The following is a 23,361-nucleotide window of genomic DNA, read 5'->3' as shown; positions in this document are numbered from 1 at the left end:
ATATGTATTTTCCCTTATTTTTGCCCTTATGAGATAATCGTAAGGGAAATAAGGGAAAGTTTTATTTAGTCGTTGCCTGCCACTTTATCAAGTAACTTTGCGGATTCCCGCTTGGCTTTTCTTGTGGAATGGGCGTAGACATTCATTGTGGTACTGACATCTGAGTGTCCTAACAGTTCCTGTACATCTTTCGGAGCTGCTCCATTTGCCAGAAGGTTGCTTGTGTAGGTGTGTCGCAACTGGTGAAAATGAAATCCTTCAAATCCATCCAGTTTCTGAGCAATCTTCCTGCAAACAATTCCTAACGTGCTTGGCAGTTCCAAACTTCCATCCGGTCTTAAGCAGACAAAGGATATTTCCTTATAATCTTCTGGAACATTCTCTGTTCCGTCCAGATGATAGAACTCATAGTAAACTCTGTTTTTGTCTTTTACTTCTCTGTAGTAGTTTTTGTGGTAAAGTTCTCCGTACTGCATTCGGTTTTTAAGTTGTTCCTTTCGGGCATTGCGAAGAATCTCTGCCAGTGTATCTCCAAAATCAACAATCCTTACCTTTTTTCGTTTGGTTGGTCCGATGATATTCTTGTGCCTTGAACCATCATATCGGATACTGCGTCTGATCGTAAGGCACTGTTCTTCAAGATTTACATCCTGCCATGCCAGACCACAGGCTTCACCGATACGAAGTCCTGCATAATAAGCTATCTGGATTGGAAGTATTGCCGGTGGATTGTAATCCTGTAGAAATTCAATCAGTCTTTCATAATCCTCTCGTGGAATTGGCTGTATATCGCCATCCATGTCATCATCAGAAAACAGGTCAACCTCATCCGTCTGGTATTTCAGCTTAATATACTGCATCGGATTGAAAGTGATATATTGCTTTGGTGATACTGCAAACCGGAATGACTGCTGTAATACTGCCGAGAAAGAACGAATGTAATCTTTGCTGTAACCTTTTCTTTCTGAACCATCTGGATAAGTGCCACCAAAGGAAAGCAGATCGAAGAAGGCTTGTAAATGCTCAGATGTTACATTTTTCAACTTTCTCTCTGAAATTGGATGCTTCTTGATGTTGGTAATAGCACCAAGGTAATTCTGGACTGTCCCATTACTGAGAGTACCGGTCTTTAATTCTTCCTCTGCCCATATATCAAGTAATTCTCCAACTGTAATATTTTCCGACTTTGCAATGAATTTCTTGCTTTCGTAATCGTCCATTGCCTGACGGAGCAGTTTTTCCGTTTCACTTTTGCTTTCTGTTCCAGCGTATTCTTTCTGAACCAGATTGCCGCTTGCATCTTCTACATAGAAGCGGTAGTACCATTTCTTTCCTTTTTTTCTTACAGATCCTTTTGCCATAATCGTGTGTCTCCTTTCGATATCAGACAATCGGAACTGATGAAATGCTTCTTGCGTGTAGGCATCTTATGGACAAGTCCATAAGCCAATTCGCCGCTCGTCAAATCTGTAAACAGCCTGACTTGCTCGTGCTCATTGTATCATAACTCCGGTTGTCGTTCTATACCGAATCGGAATCCTCATACAAAACTTCTGATAAAAGATTTTCAAGCCTTTGTTCTGCCATTTCCGGTTTCTTGGAATAGAGCCTTACAATATCTGCCATATCATTAAAGGCATTAACGGTATGGGTGATCTCCCGGAGAAACATAATCTCGTTATATTCATCATTCGATTCAAATCCCATTGCCTTTGCAATATCCGCTTCATTCGTGTTGCCCTTGTAATTCTTGCAGGCAAACTGGAATGATTCAAGAAACAGGTTATATTGCTTTAACATCAACAGCAGTAAATCTTTGGAAAAAGCATCTTCCTTTTTACTAAGGTCGAGAGGTAACTGTTTGAGAATATCGCCCATTGCATCACGAATCTGTAATTCTTTCTTATCCGTAATATCGGTTTCGTATTCATCGGTTTCCCCCTTGAGCCATTCAATAGATACATGAAGTGCTTCCGAAAGACCTTCCAGCACCATCTTTTTGGTATTGTCAATCGAACCATTCTCATAACGCAGGATTGTGGAAGCGGTAACTCCCATCTTCTCTGCAACATAAGGCTGTGTCAGATTTAATTCCAGACGACGCTGTTTTGCCCTGCTACCTATCAGCTTGCGTAGTTCTTTATCTTTCATGCTGATTGCCTCCTTTTTCGGTATGTATGAATTATAGCATGTACCTCACATAATTGCAATATGCAATATAATAATTATTTTTAAAATTTCATAACGCTTGACAACACAATATAAAACCGCTATACTAACAGCACAACAAAAATTGCATAATGCAATTTATAAGGAGGTGACAAGATGACGGAAAGAAAGATTGCATTATCCATCGAGGAAGCAGCCGACTATACAGGAATTGGCAGAAACACTTTGAGAAAGCTGGTTGAATGGAAGAAGCTTCCGGTATTAAAGGTCGGAAGAAAAGTCCTTATTAAAACTGACATTCTGGAAAAGTTCATGGAAGCCAACGAGGGGCGTGATCTGAGGGATAAAGGAAATGTAAAAGCTGTCACAAGAAATGTGGCAACTTAAAAAGGCGGCTTCCTAAGAAACCGCCAAAGGTTCTATCAGACCGAAGCCATGATATACCTACACGCAAGAGGATTATACCATGTGCTTCTCCTGATATGCAACCGGGAACTGTTGTTTATCGGAAAAAGAAAGGATGAAGACGATATGGCGAAATCAACAAAGACTTATGAAGAAAGAATACGTGCATTAGAGAAAAAGGAACAGGAAAGCATTGAAGCTACAAAAAAGCTCATTGCACAGCGGAAGGAACTGGAAAAGCGAAAGAAAGCAGAGGAAAGTAAAAAACGAACCCATAGGCTCTGTCAGATTGGTGGCGCAGTGGAATCGGTTCTTGGCTGTCCGATTGAGGAGGAAGATTTACCAAAGTTGATAGGCTTCTTAAAAAGGCAGGAAACAAACGGAAAGTTTTTCTCAAAGGCGATGCAGAAAGAGCCACTTACAGATATGGAGGAAGTGTAATGGCGGAGGGAGTGGTTTTTCCATTCCCTTCATTGCCTTTGAATGAAGGGCGCACTTATGGACAACCAGAGGTCGTCCTTATAAGTTTGCCACAAGTGGCAACCGGTCTGCGCTTACGCTTGCCGGGCTCGTTCCGTCGGCGGGGCTTTCAGCCAGACCTGCTCATGCCGCAGGGGGCACTCTTGCGCAGAGGGCGTTCCGACAGCTTCACTTCTGCCAAACCAGAAGAAGATGCTGTCGGAAATCAATGCCGGATACGGCAGAAAGGGGGAATCGTATCATGGCGATATTTCACTTTACAGTAAAGATTGTCGGGCGCAGTAAAGGAAAATCTGTCATATCCGCATCGGCATATCTTAATGGAGATGTGATGAAGAATGAGGAAACAGGCAGAATCAGTTACTATACTTCCAAAAAGGAAGTCGTCTACACCAGTCTGATGATGTGCGAAAATGCACCTCCTGAATGGCTGCATGTACCGGAAGAAAATATAAAAAGGTTTCAACAGTCTATCCGTTATAAAAGAGCGGATGATAAAGATGCCGCACTGGAAAAGTTTAAAATCACATTTCAGAAACAGCGTCTATGGAATGAGGTATTGAAGATAGAAAAAAATGCAGATGCACAGCTTGGACGCTCATTTGAATTTTCCCTGCCGAAAGAATGGAGCAGACAGGAACAGATTGATTATACAACCGAATATATTCAAAAGACTTTCGTGGACGAGGGAATGTGTGCCGACTGGAGCATACACGATAAGGGCGACGGGAACCCACATGTGCATTTACTTGTAACCATGCGACCATTCAATCCAGACCACTCATGGGGCAACAAGGAAGTCAAGGACTGGGATTTTGTCAGAGATACTGACGGAAATATCGTGGTTGATGAATCCCACCCGGACTGGTGGCAGGATAAGAAAAATCCAGACCGTCATGGAATCCGTATTCCGGTACTTGATGAAAACGGAGTACAGAAAGTCGGGGCAAGAAACAGAAAACAATGGAAAAGGGTTCTGACTGACGCTACAGGCTGGAACAATCCAAAGAATTGTGAGTTATGGCGAAGCGAATGGGCAAAGATGTGTAACCGGCATTTATCCATAGACAATCTGATTGACCACCGCTCTTATGAAAGACAGGGCAAATTGAAAGTCCCTACGATTCATGAGGGTGCAGATGCAAGGAAGATTGAGGAAAAATATCTCACCGGGCAGATAAGGAAAGGTTCATGGAAGGTCGAGGAAAACCAGATGATAAAAAAACAAAATGCACTGCTGCAAAAGGTAATTGCAACCTTTGGTAAGGTATCCGGTGCATTGTCGATGTGGAGGGAGTGGTTGAATGACATTAGAAGAAAGCAAAGAAGTAATTCCCATGATGGAAGCAATGATTACACAGATAGAGGAACAGCAGAATATCATGGCAGAGATGCTTCAGGAGATACAGGAAAAGGACGAGAAGCTGATGTGCTTTCAGGAGCAGGAAGAACGATTGCAGCAATTAGAGAAAGAATTGTCAGAGCTGCTACAAATCTTACCGGATACAGAAGAACTGTTGATGCTTCTGGAAGAAAAGACAGACCAGATACAGAAACTCACAGACGAAAATCAGCAATGGCAGGAATTGGCACAGAAATTAAACAGCGAGAACCGGCTATTGCAGAAACAGAACAGCGAATTACTGAACTTGAACAGCAATTAGAGAAAGGAAGGTTGATTGATGAACGAATTAAGAAACTCAAAGAGCGACGATCAACTGGAAGAGTTGCTTCTGCTGACAGAGCAGATGCAGGAAGAACTCGACCAGAAAGACCGTACTATCAGGGAACTGAAAGTGCAGCTCGACGAATCGCTGACCTTGAACGAGAAGTTAAACAGCGAGAACAAAACAGAGAACATTCAAGCCTTAAAGAACGACTTGAGGAAAACAAAAGAATTGTTGCAGAGCGAGAAAGAGAAAACACACACCGTCCAAGCCATGATAGAGGAATGTCGAGATAAGCAGAGACAGGCAGAACAGGAACGGGATTATGCACTCTCCCATCAGAAAAAAGTAGAGATACCGGTTGAAAAGCCGGTACTCTATCAAAAGTGCGGGAATTGTAAACAGACAGCTTATCTGAAAGCCAAGGAAAAGTATGATATGCAGAGGGAAAAACTGGCAGGCAGATATAAAACAAAAACAGCCATGTATGAAGCATTGATGTTTCTGCTGATATGGTATTCCGTATCAACTACTCTTTTTCAGATGATACGGTCAAAAATATTTATTTCTGATTGCGTGGTATTCTTTGATACAATCGCAACTTTCACACAGACCATTGCTGGCTGGGTTGTACTGGCAGGAAAGAACGTGGCACAGATTAGTAATGGAATATCCAATCCTGTCGTTGCCGGAATTGTATATTGGCTGATAAGAATACTGATCTGCGGTGGATGTTTGGTGGGTGCTGGAATACTTGTAGCATTTATAGAGATAAAGATTGCAGAGTTATATAAGAAGTGCTGTTGGGATATGATTACCATAATGGTAATACTTATAAGCATGGCAACAGCTATCTACTTTGGGAAGTGGATAAAGACAACATTGCCAATCAATCTGCTATTTCTCTTATTATTCGTGCAACTGGTATATGTTGGAATCAGGTGGTATGTAAAGGGATGGCGAGAAACAAGGGGATATCATTAAAACAAAAATACCGATATTTTATTGGTACTATATGTCTTTACTTTCGTGCTAATATATATTATCATATTAGCACGAAAGGAGAAAGCATATGACTCAGTTTGAAAAATTAGATTTGTTGTTGCGTGAATGTGGAGGGACAATTCAGACATTTCAAGTTCTAAATAATGGAATTAGTAAGTCTGTGTTTTATGCATATGTGAAGGAACGAGGATTAGAACAAGCTGCTCATGGTGTGTATGTATCGCCGGATACGTGGACAGATGCAATGTACCTTTTGCATTTACGTTGTGGTCAAGCTGTATTTTCTCATGAAACTGCATTGTTTTTTCATGATTTAACGGACAGAGAGCCTTTGAAATACACCATAACAGTAAGAACTGGATATAATCCAAGTCGTTTGCAGGAAGACGGTTTTCAAGTGTACACAGTAAAAAAGGATTTACATGAAATAGGAATCATAGCTATGCAGACATCATTCGGACATTCCGTTCCCGTTTATGACATGGAGAGAACAATTTGTGATCTGCTTCGTAGCAGAAAAAATGTTGAAATGCAGGTCTTTCAAGACGCATTGAAACAATATGCAAAACGTAAGGATAAAAACTTACGGATGCTTATGAAATACGCAGCTATGTTTCATGTTGAAAACATACTTAGACCATATTTGGAGGTGTTACTTTAGATGATAACAACGGCAAGACAATTAAAGGATTTAATTCGTAATATGTCAAAGAAAAAATCCGCAGATGCACAGATTTTGATGCGGAATTATATGATGGAACGTTTTTTAGAACGAATTTCTTTATCAGAGTATAAAAACCAGTTTATATTAAAAGGTGGAATGCTTGTGGCGGCAATGGTTGGTCTGGATGCCAGAGCTACTATGGATCTGGATGCTACCATAAAAGGCACTAATGTTAGTGTGGAGGATGTAGAAATGATTATATCCCAAATTATATCAATTCCACTGGACGATGGTGTTTCATTTCGGGTCAAACGGATATCGGAAATCATGGAAGAAGCAGATTATCCTGGTGTTCGTGTAAGCATGGAAACGAAATTTGATGGTGTAATCACACCATTAAAGATTGATATTTCTACAGGGGATGTAATTACACCAAGAGAAATCAAGTACAAATTTAATCTTATGCTTGAAGACCGCACTATTGAGGTATGGGCATATAATCTGGAAACGGTATTGGCTGAAAAATTGGAAACTGTTGTTAGTCGAAACGTTACAAATACACGAATGAGAGATTTTTATGATATTTATATTTTACAAAAGTTGTATGGAGAACAACTCCAAAAACAAGTTTTATGGACTGCACTTGTGGCTACAGCCAAAAAAAGGGGAACATTAGACCTGATAGAAGCTGAGGATATAAGAGAAATATTTGATGAAATTGAATCAAGTCCGGTTATGGAGACCTTATGGAAAACATATCAAAAAAATTATTCTTATGCTGCTGATATTTCATGGCATGCAATTGTGAAGTCAATCTGTGCATTATATGGAAGTATATTGGAGAATATGTATGACACATAAAAAACTGATATGTAAATTACGTTAGCATTTTGAGTTGCCTAAATTCGAAAGTTAGGAAAATCTTAATAATTTCTCAGGCAATCCATTGTGAATTTAGATGTTGTATTTGCTATACTTAATTGGAAATATGAGCAAAGGAGTTGAAAATATGTCTGAAAAGATATTGATTATAGATGACGAGCAAGATATAGCGGATCTGTTGGAGGTCTACTTGAAAAACGAAAATTACGTCGTTTATAAATTTTACTGCGCAACGGATGCCATGTCGTGTATTGAAAGCGGCGACATTGATCTTGCCATTCTGGATATTATGCTCCCGGATATGAACGGCTTTTCACTTTGCCAGCTTATCCGAAAGAAATACACTTATCCAATCATAATGCTAACGGCTAAAATTGAGGAAACGGATAAAATAACGGGGCTGACATTTGCTGGGGTTAGATAGCGATACTTTTTACATCTACCATGTTGCGGCGGTCATGGTTGACAACTTGCGTCGGCTCCTGCTCGGTATCAACCTGTCCGACAAAGCTATAATGGATTTCGATTTTCCGGGTGTTGGTTTCCCGGTCTAATTCATGTATCAAAATACGGTCGATAAACTCATGGACGTTTTCATAGGTCAATTCCTGTATGTCGCTGTATTTCCCGACAATCTGAATAAACCTTGATATATCCCTTTTTCGCTCGGTAACGGTTGCGATCTGCTGTTGTAACTCGTCTATCCTTGCGGCAAGGGATTTCTTTTCGTCCTCATAGCCGGAAGTTAGAAACACAAACCGTTCATCTGTCAGTCTGCCTAATGCGTTGTCCTCATACAGCTTGCGGAAAAGCGTGTCAAGTTCGGTCATACGCGCCTGTGCTTTGAAAAGTTCCTTTTGCTGCTGCGCTAATGCCTTTCTCGCTTCCATGTCGCCGTACTCGGTAGCTTTACAGATAAAGTCCTGTTCGTGTTCCTTAACATACCGCAAAACCCGCCGCATATCTTCCAGCACTAAATCAAGAAGTACGTTTTTGCGGATATAATGAGAGGTACACTCGCTGCCTGTCCTTGCCCTGTTGCGCCATGCGCCGCAAGAATAGGAAAACTTGCGCGGCTCGATATTTACGCCCTGTTGGTAATACATCTTATGTCTGCAACCAGCGCAAAACAGCAAGCCGGAAAAAATATCAATCTCCGCTGCTTTTGTCGGGCGGTGGCGGGTAGCAATCCGCTTTTGCGCAAGTTCAAAGGTTTCCTCGTCAACAAGCGGCTCATGGGTGTTTGGGAAGAAATAGCGTTGTTCTTCTTCGTTCTTCCGGGTCTTTTTCGACTTGTAGGATACCTTGTGAGTTTTCGCGGTTATGGTATGCCCTAAATATTCCTGCCTTGCTAATATGTCATAGAGCGTTTTGTCCGGCCAAGTATAGGGGGCGATCATTGCCCGCTGATACCGCGCCTGTCCTGTACGCTGATAGCGCAACGCTCCAATCGTCAAGACTTTGTTTTCCGCAAGCCATTTTTGGATTTCGCACATACGCACGCCGCTAACAAACATAGCGAAAACCTGTTTGACAATCGGCGCGGTTTCCGGGTCGGGTATAAGGTGGTGGCGGTTGTTCGGGTCTGGGATATAGCCGTATGGATATTCCCCGTTGACGCGCTCGCCTTTTTGCGCCTGTGCCTGTTTAACTGCGCGGATTTTCTTGCTTGTGTCGCGGGCGTAAAACTCGTTAAACCAGTTCCGCAAGGGGGTAAACTCGTTATCCTCCCGCGCTGTGTCAACTCCGTCGTTGATCGCGATATAGCGTACTCCGTTTTCGGGAAATACAATCTCTATGAGTTCGCCCGTTTTCAGATAGTTTCTGCCAAGACGGGAAAGGTCTTTGGTAATGACCGTCGCCACTCGTCCGGCTTCCACTTCCTGCAACATCGCTTGCAGCCCCTCGCGCTCAAAACTCACGCCGGAAAATCCGTCGTCCACAAAAAACTTTGTGTTCAAAAAATGGTGTTCGTCCGCATAGCGTTGAAGTATCATTTTTTGGTGCTGTATGCTTCCGCTTTCTCCGGCTTGCATATCCTCTTGACTTAAACGGCAGTAAAGGGCGGTGATTTTATTCGACTGTAACATTAGTCCTCCTTTCCGACAGCCGAATAAACAGGTATAATGTGTTGCTATCATTATACCATATCCCGCCGCCTAATGCACTACTCGGACGCTAAAAATCCCGGATTTCCGGGCTTTTTCTGCAAATCCTTTACAATGAGTTTCTCAATCTTTTTATGGATTGTATCGGTTGCCTTTTCACTCGGCAACGCTTGAACAAGATAGGTGATTTTCCCTATTTTGCGTTCGGTTGTAATTGTCTGTTTTTTATCCATTAGAAAAACCTCCTTTTCCTGTATGGATAAACTATATTCGTCAAAAGGCAAAAACGGGCGGTTGTTAGCTGCAACCTCACGGGAGTTTCACCCCGGCCCATGCTTATGGGTGCGCCGCGCAATACTTTGAGGGTGTTCAACGCGGGAGTATCATTGTGCCGCCTTGTATGTCGTCGCCCACAAGCTGCTAAACCTGTTTTACGGCGCGGTAGTTCTCGCTCGGCTTTTCCCCTATGGGGAAAAGCTGTCATGGCGTACCCGCCGACTGGCTCGGTACAGACGGAATGTACCCGTTTGCCTGTTATGCTGCGCACCAAAGGCCGCTTTCTTTGTCAAAGAACAATAGGCTTTGTCGGCCTGCAAAAGCACATCAACAGCGGATATGCTTTTGCGGAACGACAAATAGCCCATAACGGGAAGCGTGGAAAGGGGACACGCTCCCCGCATGGGCTAAAAGATTATCCTACATGAAAAGCAAGGGTGCGGGTAATAAGGCGCACTTGCAGCCTGTTACGCATTTCCTCGTCCACATAGGAATAGGTATTGCCCGCGTCGTCTTTCAGCGTGCGGGTACAAAGTTTCGCTATGTAACCCTCGTAGTGCTTCAAGATCGCGCACATGGCGGTTGTGTCGCCGTTTGCCGCTGCGGAAATGACAGGGAACGGCAACAGATTTTCAGACTTCCTAACGGTATTCATCATCTGCTTTTCCCTCCAAATACTGTTTGATTTTCGCAAGCGCGGATTTCCTGTGCCGGAAAACCGTCGTGCGTACAACATTCAGCAGTTCGCCAATTTCCGCGTCGCTCATATCCAAGAAGTAGGACAAAAGGATAATGTCGCGTTTCCTTTCGGGCAAAGCGTTAAGGGCTTCGGCAAGCAGTTCATTTTTGACGAGTACATCAAAGCCGGACACTTGAAAACGGAAATAATCGCTTTCGTATTCGTCCGTTGTGAAAAGCTGCGCGAGTTCGCTTTCGCTCAAATCCGAAAAAGTAACTTCGCGTGCTGCGCGTTTCGCAAGAGTGCGGCGGTGGCTTTTCGCTTCGCCGACCAAAGTTTTCTTTGCTAATGCGTCGTACTGATGTTGTATTCTTTCCTTGTCGGAAGAAGATAGCTCCATAGAGTTCACCTCCTTCCCGCGTGGAGTAGAGGACGGGAGTTAAGGGCTTGTCCTCTCTGCCCCTTTCGCTCCGTACCCGTTCGGGAGATGGCTCTTGAGTGCGCTTTTCAGAAAAAAGTTGAAAAAAGCAAAATGCGCCCGTCCGCAAGACGCGGACGGGCGCAAAGGAAATGTAAGCAGTAGCTAAATGTATTGACAGTTCACATTCATAGCCGGAATATCCCGCTTGCGGAGCATAGCTTTTTTTGACCGCAAAGCATTAGGCGGGTTACAGTAAATAAAAATGGACACGGCGATACCTCCCCGATACCGCCGTATCCTTAAAAAAGGGCGACTTTAATACACTACCCGCAATCCATTCTATAATAGGGAACAGCGGCTTTTGCGCAATATTAAATAAAAAAGCCGATAACACATAGGTTTTTTGACCTAATGCGTTATCGGCTCTGCGTCTATGCGTCTGGCACTTTTAATCATTTTTTTTTGAATTTATTATATGTGTTAGCTAACTGTCCACAAGCCGCGTTAATCTCTCTGCCATGAGAAACTCTCATAGTAACTTCAAGTCCTGCTTGCTCTAATTGATGTTTGAATGCAACTATTTCCCGTTTCTGTGGTGCTTTAATTCTTGAATTGCTTGTTGGGTTGTATTGTAACACGTTAATCATAACTTTTTTGCCCCGAAACCATTTTGCAAGTTGTCTTACATCTGAGGGCCGGTCATTTATACCCGGTAAAAGCAAATACGCAAAGACAATTTTGCGATTATGCCTTTCAGAATAGGATAAGGCTTGCTTAACAACATCTTCAATAGCATATATGCGCATGTGAGGAATAATACGATTTCTTGCAGATTGTGTTGCTGCGTGTAAAGATATTGTCAACTGAATTTTAAGATGTTCCTCGCGCAATTTTTTTAATTGATCGACCGGACCAACTGTTGATATGGTAATGCCGTCGGTTGGAAAGTTGAGCCCATATCTATCTCGGAGAATATGGATTGCTTTTATCAAGTTGTCATAATTGAATAAAGGCTCTCCCATACCCATAAAAACGATACGGTTTACTTTTCGACGCAACAATATAATCTGTTGTACGATTTCTGACGATGTTAGATTACGAACAAAGCCATTTCGCCCGGACTCACAAAAAATACAACCAACAGGACAACCGACTTGTGTGCTCACGCAAACAGTTCCACCATCTCGCCGCTTGATAAAAACCGTTTCAATGTATTTGTTGTCTTTCAGTTCGTAAACATACTTTTCAGTATCACTGCTTTTGCAAATATTTTTTACCAACATTGATAGATTTTTTTTGCGTGGTAATTGCTTATATAATTCTTCATATAAGGCTTTTGCTTCATTCTCGCCAATAACTTCCGACATTTCTTTGTAAGTAAATCCGTATGGATCATTCCGTACTTCCGCAGGCGTATATTTAGGTAAACGTTTCATTTTTATATCCTTTCTTCTAAATAATAAAAGTTTGTTTTTCTGTATTTTTGATTACAATCTCTAATTTTTCTACATCAATGATATGCGTCAATTTGCATTTAGGGCAGAAAAGAGGAAAATCTTTTAATACAGTATTATGAAATACTTGAACTCTCGTCTTTCCGTTACAAATCGGACATTTTATCCAATATTTTTTAAGCATTATATTTCACTCGTCCTTTTTACACAAAAAAATGCAGGTCAATCCTCAACATGAGCATTGACCTGCATTTATAATGCACAGAGCAGTACAACAAAACTAAGGCATAGCTTGCACTATGCCTATACTATATCTATACGTCGTTAGTTTTTTGTATAGCATCCGCAAAATAAGCATGACAAAAAAGCCCATGTTGAAAATGGGAAAATCCTTTTTTTCAATGCTTATCTAATACGCATGCTATGCAACATAAACGCCACCTCCTTTTACATAAATTTTATTTTATCAGAAAATCAGTCTACTGTCAATACACAACAGGAAGTATTTAACCTAATGATATGAATTGTGTGGACATATCCAAAAAGAAAGGTGAACTGTAAAATGTAACAGGGTGAATGAAAATGGCAAAAAGACCCGTACCATTGTACGACTTTAAGGCTTTCGGGGCAGCTATAAAAGCCGCGAGAAATGAATACGGCGAGAGCCGCAAAAAGGTAAGCGACGAGTTATATATTTCCCCGCGCTACCTTGCGAATATCGAGAACAAGGGACAACAGCCGAGTTTACAGGTATTCTATGACCTTGTAACCCGGTATCATATTTCGGTAGATCAATTTTTCTTCCCGAACAGCAATGCGGAGAAATCCACCGGGCGGCGGCAGCTTGACGCGCTGCTGGACGGTATGAGCGATAAAGGCATACGGATTGTAACCGCAACAGCAAGGGAGATAACGGAAGTCGAAAAAGCAGAGGATTAACCTCACAATATGAGAAATCGGGAGATTGCAGCGCATGGCGGCTGCAATCTTTTTTTGCGTCCAAAATCAAAGGAACGCGCAACAAATACCGCCTTTCGGTGGGGGTATGGAGTAGATAGCAAGCACAGCAAACGAGTACCCGTTTGCGGAAAATGCTTGTTGGGATAATCCCAAACCCTTATACCGAAAGGCGGTGCGGAAATGGAAAACCGAAAGAGAAATATACAGATGAAGTTTTACGTTACGGAAGAAGAAAAGCGGCTGATCGACGAGAAGATGAAGCAGCTTCCCATAAAGCAGTATGGGGCATACTTCCGTAAAATGGCGATAGACGGGTATATTCTTGTCGTTGACCGAAGCGACACAAAAGCATATATCCGGGAACTGCAAGCGGTGAGCCGGAACATCAACCAAATTGCAAAACGCGCCAATGCGACGGGGACGGTTTACAGGCAGGATATAGAGGACATTAAAAAGGCGGTGGACGAGATATGGCGGTTACAAAGACGCACCCTATTAAATCAACCTTAAAGGCTGCGATAGACTATATCTTAAATCCCGAAAAGACAGACGGGAAGCTGCTTGCGTCCTCTTTCGGCTGCGGGCTGGAAACCGCCGATATTGAGTTTGCATGGACGCGGGAAGCTGCCGGAGATCGCGGCACACATTTAGGGCGGCACTTGATACAATCCTTTGCGGTGGGAGAACAGTCAATGCGGAGCATATAGCCAACAGAGGTGTAAACATCAATACTGTTGCGCTTGGGATTGTATTCTGCAAATATTGTTCTCATCGTATTAAATCTCCTTATCGTTAAATCAATCATTTGTTGCAAAAATCAGAAGCATTTCAATCAGTTCACAATGTCACTTTTATTTTGTGTTATACTGTTTTATATAATTTTCTTGCCCTTGTTTTTGCCCTTATCAGAGTTCGTAAACACTGGTGGGACGATATAACGCAAGGGAAACAATAAGGGAAAGCTCACCTGCGATAAACTTTGTGTTTTCAAGGGATTGAGAGATATTTGATAATAAAATATAACAGTTATTAAATCCCTTGGAATATATGAAATCTCAATTCCAGTTTGTAGAATCAAGAAAATCGGAATTTGTTAAATTGGAAAATTAGAATTTAGAGGATGTGAATGAGCAGCATGAAGAAAACAAAAGAAGGAGTTAATTTGAAGAAAAAGAAATTCCTTAGACTGAAGAATACAGGTAGTATCCTTGTGCTTATGGGGCTTTTGATAATTTTTGTAATAGCACTGTACACATTTATCCTGCAAAGTTCTTACACTAAGACTGCCCTTGAAACAGAAATTGCGCGCGATACAGCGAGTGCAGATGCAGTACACAAACTTGTGGATGGAAGAATCGGCAAAGAAGATTTTGATCAAATCAAAGATAAATCTGATGAAAAGAAGCAAATATATAAGGATATTTCTTCATATTTCAATGAAATCAGAACACTGAATTCTACTCGATATATTTACACCGCTACAAAAAATGAAGAAGGAAAACTCGTTTATGTGGTAGATGGTTTGGATTCGGATGCGGATGATGTAAGACACCCTGGAGATTATATTGAGGAAGAAATGGTTCCGTATATTGATAGGGCTATTTCTGGGGAGAATGTGTACTCTCAGGATATCATTGATACAACATGGGGGCCGATTTTTACGGCTTGCTATCCTGTAAGAGCAAATCATGATGGGACAGGAGAAATCATTGGCGCATTTTGCATTGAAATGGATATGCAATCAGCTTATGGAATGGTTGAAGAGACGAATCATATTTCCATCATCTGCGGTTTAGTCGCAGGAGCTGTATTGCTTTTAATTTGTCTATATACCTATTATGTTTACCAGAAAAGCAAGGCAGAAGAGCAAAAACAAAAACAATTATTAATGAACGCCGCTGAGAAAGCAGATGCTGCCAACAAAGCAAAATCTGCGTTTTTGCTTAATATTAGCCATGACATCAGAACGCCGATGAATGCCATTATTGGATTTACAAACATTGCGCTTCACCAGAACACGGTTTCAGATATTCATGATAGCTTGGAGAAAGTTCAAAAAAGTTCGAATCATCTTCTCTCTTTGTTGAATGACGTTTTGGATTTCAGTCGCATTGAAAGCGGAAAAGATATCATTTCGCCTGAGCCAGTGGACATTACTCAATTGACAGATAACGTCCAGGCGATTATGAATGGACTTCTTTATAACCGAGATCTTAAGTTTGAAGTACATCGAGAAAGACCAAAGAACCCATATGTCCTTGCGGATGTTACGCGTATTCGAGAAGTTTTGGTGAATCTTCTTGGCAATGCTGTGAAATTCACAAAGGACGGTGGAAAGATTACTTTGGATATCAGCAGTTACCCCGGAACGGATGAGAAACATATCATAATTCGTTATGTTGTTCAAGATAATGGTATTGGCATGAGTGAAGAGTTCCAGAAAGAATTATTCAAGCCGTTTTCACAAGAAGATGATGCTAATGCCAGAACCCAATATAAGGGAACCGGTCTTGGCATGGCCATCACAAAAAAACATATAGATATGATGGGCGGTTCAATTGCTGTTGAGAGCAAAAAAGGTGTAGGTACTACATTCACTGTGGAGATTCCACTGGAGTTGACAGAACAAGTTATTCAATCAAAACAAAAACAACCTCCACATAGAGATTTGACGGGTATTCATGTTCTTATGGCTGAGGATAATGATCTAAATGCTGAACTTGCTACGATAATACTGGAAGATGCTGATATGACCGTAACACGCGCATCAGACGGAAAAGAAGTTGTGGAATTGTTTAAAAATCATCCACGAGACACATACGATCTTATTTTGATGGATATTATGATGCCAAACATGGATGGATACCAAGCAACAAAAGCCATTCGAGCCTTGGGTATAGAGCGGTCCGATGCAGTTACGATTCCAATTATAGCTTTGTCTGCAAATGCTTTTGTAGATGATATTCAGGAATCCCTGGATTCAGGCATGAATGACCATATTTCCAAGCCGATTAACATGGAGGAATTAATCGATACTATCACTAAATACATTAAACACGATTAGGAAAACAAAGAAGTTAATTCTGATGAAAAGTTTGCACTGGTCTTGTCGGATGCGAAAGCGCAAGTTTCCTATGATTATGATACAGGTCGCATCACCACATTTCTTATCAGCACCCAGCACCAGTTTGTTGCTCTCAAACTTTCCCGACGGGAGTCTTCCAACATCCATGTCCGTCTTGATTTCACTGTGATACTGCTCACTTTCTCCGTGGGCATGGTAAAGATCAATGACTGTTTCGTCTGGCAGGGAAGTGTTTGTCCAGTATGTGCCCAGTTCTATATCGGGTACGATAAAATACTGCCCATATCGGTCAATGGTTCTTTCCGTGATCTCATAAATTGTGCGTATTCCGACAGTTTTCTCCTCGTTATCAGAAAGGGAATATGTCACATTCCGGAAGGTCTGTCCGATATAAACAGTTTTCCCATCACGTGGATGCTGGATATTCTGGCAGCATTCCCTGACGGATTCCAGCCATTCTTCTTTACTTTCCTGTCTGGGATTCCGTTTTATGATGAAAGACACATTGTTGTATTTATAGCTTTCTTCCATAAAGATGCCTATGTTTTCAGATGCATCGTTGCCGGAATCCAGCCGGATGAGCAGTGGTTTTTCCGTCAGCTGTCTGCACAGTTCAATGGTCTCTCTCAGGAAATCAGGAGTTTCTTTCTGGCAGTGCTGTTTCCCAATCCGCAGTTCAAGATTGACGAGGTATCCTTCTGTGCCGATATATGCCATAATTGGTGCATATCCGTCAAAACCCTTGTAGGTACGGGATACGCCTTCCTTATTGGATTTCGAATTGTCAAAGGGGGTTACATCAATATCGACAGGAACAAAGCCGTTATCCAGGGCTGTCGGCTCTATGTGCATTTCACGCAGCATGTCGACATTTGCCTGCTGGATGTCTTTGCGCAGGGAATCCCCGATCATGTCAAAACGCTGACGGAGTGTTTCGGCGGAAGGAATCGCATAGGAGATGCCTAATGCGTATTTGTAGTAGTCAGGGTCATCCATCATTTCACGGACAGCCTCATACTGGGGTTTTCCCTGACAGAGCATACCAATATAGGTGAGGAGCACGTCTCCATTTTTTATCTATTTCTGCAGATAATCTTTTGAAATTGGAGCACGGTTGATTTTTTTAACAAAACTGCTTTTTCCAAGTATTTGCCCTACGAATACCAGACCACTGGGAGTAATGAGCCGCTCATCGCTGAATTCAATGTGTATTTTCTTCATTGCACTGCCTCCGCCTATCTTTTGATACTTTCATTATACAGGATAATGCATGATGATACAGTAAAAAAACAAAATTTTGTTTAACCTAGTGGGTGAAATAAAATGTATTGCGAAAATCAGTTTCCAGCAGGTATTATTGCTGAAAAAAAGGTATGTAACACTATGGTAAGTTTCACGGAATAAGGTGGATTTTCATTGACACATATAACACCTTACAATACAATAAAAGCAAATATATAGCTTATAAAGGAGGTCCCTTAATGACGAAAAAAATAACCGCAATATTCTTGGCATTGTGCATGGCAATCTCCGTTTTGCCGATGACCATTCAGGCGGCATCAAAGCCCGATATTAAAGTTGGCGACTATGTTAAAATGGGCGCGTATAACAATGCCTCAATTCTTTGGCGATGTGTAAGCATTGACAATAACGGACCGCTTATGCTTGCAGACAAAATTGTTGACACCCTTGCATATGATGCCAAAACAAATGACAACAGCAATTCAAAATCACACAGCAGAAGCTATAAGCGTGATGATTACGGTTCTAACTATTGGAAAGACAGCAATATGCGTTCTTGGTTAAATTCGACCGCAGCTGAAGGCAAAGTCGATTGGCTTTGCGGCAACCCTCCGAAAGACGGATATGTAAGCGGTGTGGGAGCGTACAACGAAAAAGCGGGTTTTCTCAACGCTTTTTCAAAATCTGAAATTGCGGCAATGAAAACCGTTACCCAGCGTTCTCTCGTTTCTCATCCCGAATACAACAAGGGCATAGTTGATGGAGACGCAAATTCGGATTTGTTATACTACACCGATATTTCGGAAGCGGTGGCAAACTACGACAGTTCATATTTTGAAACTACAACCGAAAAGGTTTTTCTTCTTGATGTAAAGCAGGCTAATGCCGTGTGGAAAAATCTCAAAGGTTATTATGTTGCGTATAATAATGACGGTATGGCTTGGCCTTATTGGCTTCGCACTCCTGTTACCGATTGCAATCACGATATGCGTTATATCAGTTCATCGGGTCAGGTCGGTCGTTATGCTCCGTGGTATTCCGATTTGGGCGTAAGACCTGCATTTTATCTCGATTCCGAATATTTTGTTACAACTTCCGGCAACGGCTCACAAAGCAGTCCTTATATCGGCTCTGCTCCAAATAAGCAAGAGGATGATTATACAATTTCGGAACCTGCCGAGGACGCAAATCCCGATTGGAATGTCAGCACCGAGCAAAGCATTCAGCTCACCCTCGGCCCGTGGTATTCAAATGACGGAAAATATTCTAATCCTACCATCCCTGTTTATACCATCCAAAAAACACGCAGCGACACGGAAAATATGGTTGTTGTCGTTTGCGGCGAGGGATACACAAAAAGTCAGCAGGGCAAATTCATCAATGATGTCAAACGACTTTGGCAGGACGCTATGAAATATGAACCGTATCGCAGTTATGCCGACAGATTCAATGTTTACGCTCTTTGCACAGCTTCCGAATCGACTTTTGACAATGGTGGAAGCACCTTCTTTGATGTTATAGTCGACAAATATAATTCGCCTGTTATTTCTAATAATCTCCACGGAAGTCAGTGGAAAAATCATATTTTTGAGAGATGTATCGGTCCTGAATTTATCGAGAAAATTCACGATGCTCATATCAAAAAAAAGTGTGATCCAAACACAATTCCGTCCGGTTCGGAATATGAGCCTTATTATTATGTTCACGATTATATTGCTCAGTTCGCTATGGTTGTAAACACAAAATCAGATTTCGGCGGTGCTTATAATAACCGTGAATACGGCTTCCATTATTTCATTTCGCCATCAGACAGTTATCGTGCGTCAAAAACTTTTGCACACGAGTTTGGACACGGTTTGCTCGGTCTCGGTGATGAATACAGTAACGGATATTTGCTTGACGATAAGGAACTTAAATCACTCAATCTTTCCTCGGTTGAAGACCCGGAAAAGATAAAATGGCGACAGCTTTTAGGTTTTAGAAACACATATACCTGCCGCAATGCTTACGGCTCAAAAATGCTTGTTTCAAGTTATGAGTGCATAATGAGAGACACAAACTATCAATTCTGTGAGGTTTGCCGTTTGCAGGGCTTCAAGCGAATGTCTCAGCTTGTTAAGGATGTAGACCTTTATGTTGCAACTCCCGAGGTTAAGGAATATACGGGCGCTTATTCAAAGCCGTCTGATTTTACCGACCTTGAAACAAGTTCATATTATAATTACACATATAATCGCAATGACCGACTTTTGAGCGGCAACAGCAAAAGCAGATTTAATACTAATATGAACGGTAAAAAAATCGAGCTTAGAACTGTTATTCAAAACATTTCAGATAAAAATGCACGACAATTAAAATTCAAAATGTGGATTAAGCACTCCGACGGAAGCGTTGCGACCGATTCATCGGGGAATCCGCTTCAAACAGTACAAACCTTTGACATTCCTGTTTGGAATGATAAGGCAAATTTCTGGCCGCTCGGTGCTTTGGATCACATCAAAAGCGACTTTAATTCAGGCTTAAAGAGTTGCTCGCTTATTTATCAAATTCCGTCTGATGCACAGCTTAAGAGCGGCGATACCGTGGCATTTCAGGTGCTCGATGAAAACGGAAATGTGCTTGCAGACGACAATACGGAAACACAGCGCTACACAACCGTTTCAATTCAGTATAAATTTGAGGACGGCTCTGAAATTCCAAACACTGCCGGCGGAACATTTACCGTGCCATACGGCACAAAGCTTGATTTAACACCGGCAAAAACACTTTATGATTATGAATTTATAAAGGTTGACGGCTTGAATAAGCCTATTGTTTCGGACGGAACGGTTGTTACATATTATTACAAAAATAAAAACGAAGAACACACTCACAATCTGACTTTGGTTGCTGCGAAAGCTGCCACCTGCACAGAGGGCGGTAAGGAAGCATACTACAAGTGCGAAGGTTGTGGCAAGTTCTATGAAGATGTACTCGGTACAAAGGAAATAACCGACCTTGCATCTTGGGGCAATATTGCTAAGATTGCCCACACCACAAAGCAAACCGTAACAAAGGCAACCCCAACAGCAAACGGCAAGATAGTAAATTACTGTTCGGTATGTAAGAAAACTCTTTCAACGACAGTAATTCCAAAGGCATCAAGCATAAAGCTTAAAGCAACATCATTAACATATAACGGAAAGGTTAGAACACCTAAGGTTATTGTTAAGGACAGAACAGGAAAGACACTTGTTAAGAATACTGACTATACTGTGTCTTATGCAAAAGGCAGAAAGTATGTTGGCAAGTACGCAGTAAAGATTACCTTTAAGGGTAAATACAGCGGAACAAAGACGCTTTATTTCACAATCAAGCCAAAGGCAACAAGTATTTCCTCACTTAAAGCAGGTTCAAAGAAGTTTACAGTAAAGTGGAAGAAGCAGGCTACACAGACAACAGGCTATCAGGTACAGTACAGTGCCTCAAGTAAATTCAGCAAGGCTAAGACCGTAACAGTAGGCAAGAATACAACAGTATCAAAGAAAATTTCAAAGCTTTCGGGCAAGAAAAAGTATTATGTAAGAGTTCGCACCTATAAGACAGTTAAGATTAACGGCAAATCCATAAGGATTTATTCAGGCTGGTCAAAAGCTAAGACTGTTACAACAAAGAAATAAAAACTATACCGTAACCTTTGATTCTGCCGGTGGCTCTGCAGTAACGACTCAGACTATCGAAGAAGGTCAGAAGGCAACCAAACCTGCCGCTCCTACCAAGTCTGACGATACCACCAAGCCTTCGGATGATGTTCAGAATCCGCAGACCGGCGACAACAGTATGAGTGGCTGTGGATCGCTCTGCTGTTCGTCAGCGGCTTCGGAGTTGTGACAACTACTGTTTATACTAAATTAGACGAAGCAATTTCTGATGCTGTTAAAACTGGGAAAATCACTCAAGAAGAAGCGAACGCAGCTTACAAATAAATATACGAGGCTTGTCTTAAAAAAGACGAGCTCAAAATGACAATGAAACTGTCACTCTCTGGAGACACTAGGAGTGACAGTATAATCATCATAAATAAAATGAATCTTCGGCATCAACCCACATCTGCATAGTTCCATCAAGGTATAGTCTTGCATATTCAAGTGGTTCATCAATAGCAAGTGCATTTAATGCACAATCTAATCTGGGTGTTGTTTTTAAATTCTTTTCTGCTTCCCAGCAGTCAATGCGGAGCATATAGCCAGCAGAAGTATAAACATCAATGCTGTTGCGTTGTGGATTGTATTCTGCAAATATTGTTCTCATAGTATCAAATCTCCTTATCATTCAATCAATCATTTGTTACAAAAATCAGAAGCATTTCAATCAGTTCACCATGTCGTTTTTATTTTGTGTTATACTGTTTTAGAGGATTTTCTTTTCCTTGTATTTTCCCTTATCAGGGTTCATAAATCCATATGGGAAGATATAACATAAGGGAAAGTCTAAGGGAAAGATCACCTGCGACAAACTTAGTGTTTTCAAGGGATTCAGAGATATTTGATAATAAAATATAACAATTATTAAATCCCTTGGAATACATGAAATCTCAATTTAAGTTTGATGGACTATACTCGGCGTAGATATCAGAATGAGAGCGAGGGAAAATGCATGGATATGTTACAGTTGATGAAGGAGAGGCACAGTGTGCGGCAATATAAGGATAAGCCAATCGAGCAGGAGAAACGTGCGGAGATCGACAGGCTTATCTCTGAGATAAATTCTGAGAGCGGACTGAGTATGCAGGCGGTCTACGATGAGCCGAACTGTTTTGATTCGTTTATGGCGCATTACGGCAAATTCACAAATGTTTCTAATTATATAGCGATAGTTGGCGCGAAGAACGACCAGGAAAAGGCCGGCTACTACGGTGAAAAGCTGGTGCTTGGATGTCAGGAACTTGGACTTAACACATGCTGGGTTGCAATGTCACATGGTAAGACCAAGGCAGTCATAGGCAAAGGACAGAAACTGCTGATAGTGATTGCCCTTGGGTATGGTGAGAATCAGGGTGTTGCACACAAGAGCAAAGATATATCAGAAATTAGCAGTGCAGATGTGGAGACAGACTGGTTCACGAAGGGGATGGAGGCGGTGTGTCTGGCACCGACAGCGGTGAACCAGCAGAAGTTCATGTTTGAGCTGAAAGATGAGATGGTGACAGCGAAAGCTCCGAGAGGAATCTGCACGAAGATAGATCTTGGAATTGCCAAATACCACTTTGAGGCTGGGAGTGGACACAAAATCTTCACAAAATAATTAGCACTCGCCTCTTGACAGTGCTAGCGATCAGGTGTATAACATAGTCAAAGATAAGGAAAGGGATTAGAAAGAAGAGAAAGAATCCCGAAAGTTTATCTTGATAATTATTTTGAAAGTAACAGTAAACAAAAAGTCTAAGTGCCTTGGGGTTTCATAAGAAACCACAATTTCCGACACTTGTTTGAGATTGAAAGGAGAAATGACTTATGTTACCTAGTATTTTTGGAGAAGATTTATTTGATGATTGGATGAATGACTATTTCCCATTTGGAAGGGATTTTGACAAGGAGTTTAGTAAAGCGTTAGCGCCTACCGAGCGTGCGCTGTATGGTAAGCATGCAAAGAACATGATGAAGACCGATGTCCGTGAGACAGACGATTCATACGAAGTAGATATGGATCTCCCAGGATTCAAGAAAGATGAAGTAAAGGTTCAGCTTGCTGATGGTTACCTGACAATTGAGGCTGCAAAGGGTCTGGATAAGGACGAAAAGGACAAGAAGAGCGGCAAGTATATCAGGCGTGAGCGTTATGCCGGCAGCATGAGCAGAAGCTTCTATGTCGGTGAGGGAGTTACC

23 protein-coding genes and 4 pseudogenes are annotated in these 23,361 nt (G+C 41.7%); 16 read left to right on the top strand and 11 right to left on the bottom strand.

What is annotated here, in order from left to right:
- Positions 1 to 65: 65 nt before the first annotated feature.
- Both DWW60_RS07865 and DWW60_RS07860 read right to left on the bottom strand, forming a co-directional pair.
- Positions 66 to 1,361, bottom strand: a complete 1,296-nt coding sequence (locus DWW60_RS07865) for a tyrosine-type recombinase/integrase (RefSeq protein ID WP_015530038.1) — start codon at positions 1,359 to 1,361, stop codon at positions 66 to 68.
- A 160-nt stretch (positions 1,362 to 1,521) separates the two neighbouring features.
- Entirely contained in the window at positions 1,522 to 2,151 is a 630-nt protein-coding gene (locus DWW60_RS07860; protein WP_012744229.1) for a helix-turn-helix domain-containing protein, read from the bottom strand.
- A 174-nt stretch (positions 2,152 to 2,325) separates the two neighbouring features.
- On the opposite strand from DWW60_RS07860, the gene DWW60_RS07855 reads away from it, so the two are divergent.
- The 8 genes and pseudogenes from DWW60_RS07855 to DWW60_RS07820 all read left to right on the top strand — a co-directional run.
- The gene (locus DWW60_RS07855; protein WP_003505382.1) at positions 2,326 to 2,556 is read left to right on the top strand and encodes a helix-turn-helix domain-containing protein; all 231 of its coding nucleotides are present in this window, start codon (positions 2,326 to 2,328) and stop codon (positions 2,554 to 2,556) included.
- 144 nt (positions 2,557 to 2,700) lie between these two features.
- Positions 2,701 to 3,015, top strand: a complete 315-nt coding sequence (locus tag DWW60_RS07850) for a hypothetical protein (RefSeq protein WP_014080633.1) — start codon at positions 2,701 to 2,703, stop codon at positions 3,013 to 3,015.
- On the top strand, positions 3,015 to 3,320 hold the full coding sequence (locus DWW60_RS07845; RefSeq protein WP_005345966.1) for a hypothetical protein: 306 nt from the start codon (positions 3,015 to 3,017) through the stop codon (positions 3,318 to 3,320). Before DWW60_RS07850 ends, DWW60_RS07845 begins: the two co-directional genes overlap by 1 nt.
- Positions 3,296 to 5,017 carry a MobA/MobL family protein gene (locus DWW60_RS07840; protein ID WP_117874908.1) on the top strand — a complete coding sequence of 574 codons (1,722 nt, stop codon included), beginning with the start codon at positions 3,296 to 3,298 and terminating at the stop codon, positions 5,015 to 5,017. Before DWW60_RS07845 ends, DWW60_RS07840 begins: the two co-directional genes overlap by 25 nt.
- Positions 4,995 to 5,705, top strand: coding sequence for a DUF6040 family protein (locus DWW60_RS07835; RefSeq protein WP_117874906.1), 711 nt, complete (start codon positions 4,995 to 4,997; stop codon positions 5,703 to 5,705). The genes DWW60_RS07840 and DWW60_RS07835 overlap by 23 nt, the downstream gene beginning before the upstream one ends.
- An 88-nt stretch (positions 5,706 to 5,793) precedes the next feature.
- Complete coding sequence (locus DWW60_RS07830) at positions 5,794 to 6,387, top strand: type IV toxin-antitoxin system AbiEi family antitoxin domain-containing protein (RefSeq protein ID WP_003505367.1); 594 nt, start codon at positions 5,794 to 5,796, stop codon at positions 6,385 to 6,387.
- Entirely contained in the window at positions 6,388 to 7,251 is an 864-nt protein-coding gene (locus DWW60_RS07825) for a nucleotidyl transferase AbiEii/AbiGii toxin family protein (protein WP_003505363.1), read from the top strand.
- Positions 7,252 to 7,399: 148 nt separating this feature from the next.
- A pseudogene (locus tag DWW60_RS07820) lies at positions 7,400 to 7,678 on the top strand (response regulator); the annotation flags it as partial.
- A gap of 10 nt (positions 7,679 to 7,688) precedes the next feature.
- Here DWW60_RS07820 and DWW60_RS07815 read toward each other — a convergent pair.
- The 6 genes from DWW60_RS07815 to DWW60_RS07785 form a co-directional block, all read right to left on the bottom strand.
- Positions 7,689 to 9,362 (bottom strand): recombinase family protein, encoded by a 1,674-nt coding sequence (locus tag DWW60_RS07815; RefSeq protein ID WP_002604471.1) that lies wholly within the window; start codon positions 9,360 to 9,362, stop codon positions 7,689 to 7,691.
- 77 nt (positions 9,363 to 9,439) lie between these two features.
- Positions 9,440 to 9,613, bottom strand: coding sequence for a transposon-encoded TnpW family protein (locus DWW60_RS07810; protein WP_002604472.1), 174 nt, complete (start codon positions 9,611 to 9,613; stop codon positions 9,440 to 9,442).
- 458 nt (positions 9,614 to 10,071) lie between these two features.
- On the bottom strand, positions 10,072 to 10,314 hold the full coding sequence (locus DWW60_RS07800) for a helix-turn-helix domain-containing protein (protein WP_002604473.1): 243 nt from the start codon (positions 10,312 to 10,314) through the stop codon (positions 10,072 to 10,074).
- Positions 10,298 to 10,735 carry a sigma-70 family RNA polymerase sigma factor gene (locus DWW60_RS07795; protein WP_002604474.1) on the bottom strand — a complete coding sequence of 146 codons (438 nt, stop codon included), beginning with the start codon at positions 10,733 to 10,735 and terminating at the stop codon, positions 10,298 to 10,300. The genes DWW60_RS07800 and DWW60_RS07795 overlap by 17 nt, the downstream gene beginning before the upstream one ends.
- A gap of 473 nt (positions 10,736 to 11,208) precedes the next feature.
- Positions 11,209 to 12,192 (bottom strand): 23S rRNA (adenine(2503)-C(2))-methyltransferase RlmN, encoded by a 984-nt coding sequence (gene rlmN / locus DWW60_RS07790; RefSeq protein ID WP_002584956.1) that lies wholly within the window; start codon positions 12,190 to 12,192, stop codon positions 11,209 to 11,211.
- 16 nt (positions 12,193 to 12,208) lie between these two features.
- Entirely contained in the window at positions 12,209 to 12,394 is a 186-nt protein-coding gene (locus tag DWW60_RS07785) for a cysteine-rich KTR domain-containing protein (RefSeq protein WP_003431289.1), read from the bottom strand.
- A 398-nt stretch (positions 12,395 to 12,792) separates the two neighbouring features.
- Here DWW60_RS07785 and DWW60_RS07780 point away from each other — a divergent pair, with 398 nt between their 5' ends.
- The 3 genes and pseudogenes from DWW60_RS07780 to DWW60_RS07770 all read left to right on the top strand — a co-directional run.
- Entirely contained in the window at positions 12,793 to 13,149 is a 357-nt protein-coding gene (locus tag DWW60_RS07780) for a helix-turn-helix transcriptional regulator (protein ID WP_002584957.1), read from the top strand.
- Between the two features lie 201 nt (positions 13,150 to 13,350).
- Positions 13,351 to 13,680: a plasmid mobilization protein gene (locus tag DWW60_RS07775; RefSeq protein WP_002584958.1), complete on the top strand. Its 330-nt coding sequence runs from the start codon at positions 13,351 to 13,353 to the stop codon at positions 13,678 to 13,680.
- Positions 13,641 to 13,856: pseudogene (locus DWW60_RS07770) on the top strand (relaxase/mobilization nuclease domain-containing protein); the annotation flags it as partial. The gene DWW60_RS07775 and the pseudogene DWW60_RS07770, both read left to right, overlap by 40 nt.
- Here DWW60_RS07770 and DWW60_RS07765 read toward each other — a convergent pair.
- Positions 13,838 to 13,942: pseudogene (locus DWW60_RS07765) on the bottom strand (DUF6061 family protein); the annotation flags it as partial. The pseudogenes DWW60_RS07770 and DWW60_RS07765 overlap by 19 nt on opposite strands.
- A 354-nt stretch (positions 13,943 to 14,296) precedes the next feature.
- Between DWW60_RS07765 and DWW60_RS07760 the strand changes: the two are divergent.
- Positions 14,297 to 16,234, top strand: coding sequence for an ATP-binding response regulator (locus tag DWW60_RS07760; RefSeq protein WP_243002936.1), 1,938 nt, complete (start codon positions 14,297 to 14,299; stop codon positions 16,232 to 16,234).
- A gap of 114 nt (positions 16,235 to 16,348) precedes the next feature.
- Here the strand turns inward: DWW60_RS07760 and DWW60_RS07755 are convergent.
- A pseudogene (locus tag DWW60_RS07755) lies at positions 16,349 to 17,476 on the bottom strand (IS1380-like element ISClsp2 family transposase); the annotation flags it as partial.
- 260 nt (positions 17,477 to 17,736) lie between these two features.
- Here DWW60_RS07755 and DWW60_RS07750 point away from each other — a divergent pair.
- The gene (locus tag DWW60_RS07750) at positions 17,737 to 21,156 is read left to right on the top strand and encodes a M64 family metallopeptidase (protein WP_117874904.1); all 3,420 of its coding nucleotides are present in this window, start codon (positions 17,737 to 17,739) and stop codon (positions 21,154 to 21,156) included.
- Positions 21,113 to 21,367, top strand: a complete 255-nt coding sequence (locus DWW60_RS14100; RefSeq protein WP_082241386.1) for an InlB B-repeat-containing protein — start codon at positions 21,113 to 21,115, stop codon at positions 21,365 to 21,367. The genes DWW60_RS07750 and DWW60_RS14100 overlap by 44 nt, the downstream gene beginning before the upstream one ends.
- A 183-nt stretch (positions 21,368 to 21,550) precedes the next feature.
- On the opposite strand, the gene DWW60_RS07740 is transcribed toward DWW60_RS14100, so the two are convergent.
- Positions 21,551 to 21,787 (bottom strand): DUF6061 family protein, encoded by a 237-nt coding sequence (locus DWW60_RS07740; RefSeq protein ID WP_044945660.1) that lies wholly within the window; start codon positions 21,785 to 21,787, stop codon positions 21,551 to 21,553.
- Between the two features lie 297 nt (positions 21,788 to 22,084).
- Here DWW60_RS07740 and DWW60_RS07735 point away from each other — a divergent pair, with 297 nt between their 5' ends.
- Positions 22,085 to 22,780: a nitroreductase family protein gene (locus DWW60_RS07735; protein ID WP_330417754.1), complete on the top strand. Its 696-nt coding sequence runs from the start codon at positions 22,085 to 22,087 to the stop codon at positions 22,778 to 22,780.
- Positions 22,781 to 22,989: 209 nt separating this feature from the next.
- A partial coding sequence (locus tag DWW60_RS07730) for an Hsp20/alpha crystallin family protein (RefSeq protein WP_243002935.1) occupies positions 22,990 to 23,361 on the top strand: 372 nt, incomplete at its 3' end.

This window comes from Coprococcus sp. AF16-22 (assembly GCF_003461545.1).
In the GTDB taxonomy this organism is placed as follows: domain Bacteria; phylum Bacillota; class Clostridia; order Lachnospirales; family Lachnospiraceae; genus Coprococcus; species Coprococcus aceti.
The sequence above is the reverse complement of the archived record's forward strand: the minus strand, read 5'-3'. Positions and strand labels throughout refer to the sequence as shown.

What these genes read in the sequence shown, in the direction of transcription:
- DWW60_RS07840 (WP_117874908.1), top strand. Translation starts at nt 3,296, where the DNA reads ATGGCGATATTTCACTTTACAGTAAAGATTGTCGGGCGCAGTAAAGGA.
- DWW60_RS07810 (WP_002604472.1), bottom strand. Translation starts at nt 9,613, where the DNA reads ATGGATAAAAAACAGACAATTACAACCGAACGCAAAATAGGGAAAATC.
- DWW60_RS07800 (WP_002604473.1), bottom strand. Translation starts at nt 10,314, where the DNA reads ATGATGAATACCGTTAGGAAGTCTGAAAATCTGTTGCCGTTCCCTGTC.
- DWW60_RS07845 (WP_005345966.1), top strand. Translation starts at nt 3,015, where the DNA reads ATGGCGGAGGGAGTGGTTTTTCCATTCCCTTCATTGCCTTTGAATGAA.
- DWW60_RS07785 (WP_003431289.1), bottom strand. Translation starts at nt 12,394, where the DNA reads ATGCTTAAAAAATATTGGATAAAATGTCCGATTTGTAACGGAAAGACG.
- DWW60_RS07735 (WP_330417754.1), top strand. Translation starts at nt 22,085, where the DNA reads ATGGACTATACTCGGCGTAGATATCAGAATGAGAGCGAGGGAAAATGC.
- DWW60_RS07825 (WP_003505363.1), top strand. Translation starts at nt 6,388, where the DNA reads ATGATAACAACGGCAAGACAATTAAAGGATTTAATTCGTAATATGTCA.
- DWW60_RS07750 (WP_117874904.1), top strand. Translation starts at nt 17,737, where the DNA reads ATGACGAAAAAAATAACCGCAATATTCTTGGCATTGTGCATGGCAATC.
- DWW60_RS07760 (WP_243002936.1), top strand. Translation starts at nt 14,297, where the DNA reads ATGAGCAGCATGAAGAAAACAAAAGAAGGAGTTAATTTGAAGAAAAAG.
- DWW60_RS07855 (WP_003505382.1), top strand. Translation starts at nt 2,326, where the DNA reads ATGACGGAAAGAAAGATTGCATTATCCATCGAGGAAGCAGCCGACTAT.
- DWW60_RS07775 (WP_002584958.1), top strand. Translation starts at nt 13,351, where the DNA reads ATGGAAAACCGAAAGAGAAATATACAGATGAAGTTTTACGTTACGGAA.
- DWW60_RS07780 (WP_002584957.1), top strand. Translation starts at nt 12,793, where the DNA reads ATGGCAAAAAGACCCGTACCATTGTACGACTTTAAGGCTTTCGGGGCA.
- rlmN (WP_002584956.1), bottom strand. Translation starts at nt 12,192, where the DNA reads ATGAAACGTTTACCTAAATATACGCCTGCGGAAGTACGGAATGATCCA.
- DWW60_RS07830 (WP_003505367.1), top strand. Translation starts at nt 5,794, where the DNA reads ATGACTCAGTTTGAAAAATTAGATTTGTTGTTGCGTGAATGTGGAGGG.
- DWW60_RS07865 (WP_015530038.1), bottom strand. Translation starts at nt 1,361, where the DNA reads ATGGCAAAAGGATCTGTAAGAAAAAAAGGAAAGAAATGGTACTACCGC.
- DWW60_RS07795 (WP_002604474.1), bottom strand. Translation starts at nt 10,735, where the DNA reads ATGGAGCTATCTTCTTCCGACAAGGAAAGAATACAACATCAGTACGAC.
- DWW60_RS07860 (WP_012744229.1), bottom strand. Translation starts at nt 2,151, where the DNA reads ATGAAAGATAAAGAACTACGCAAGCTGATAGGTAGCAGGGCAAAACAG.
- DWW60_RS07835 (WP_117874906.1), top strand. Translation starts at nt 4,995, where the DNA reads ATGATAGAGGAATGTCGAGATAAGCAGAGACAGGCAGAACAGGAACGG.
- DWW60_RS07740 (WP_044945660.1), bottom strand. Translation starts at nt 21,787, where the DNA reads ATGAGAACAATATTTGCAGAATACAATCCACAACGCAACAGCATTGAT.
- DWW60_RS07815 (WP_002604471.1), bottom strand. Translation starts at nt 9,362, where the DNA reads ATGTTACAGTCGAATAAAATCACCGCCCTTTACTGCCGTTTAAGTCAA.
- DWW60_RS07850 (WP_014080633.1), top strand. Translation starts at nt 2,701, where the DNA reads ATGGCGAAATCAACAAAGACTTATGAAGAAAGAATACGTGCATTAGAG.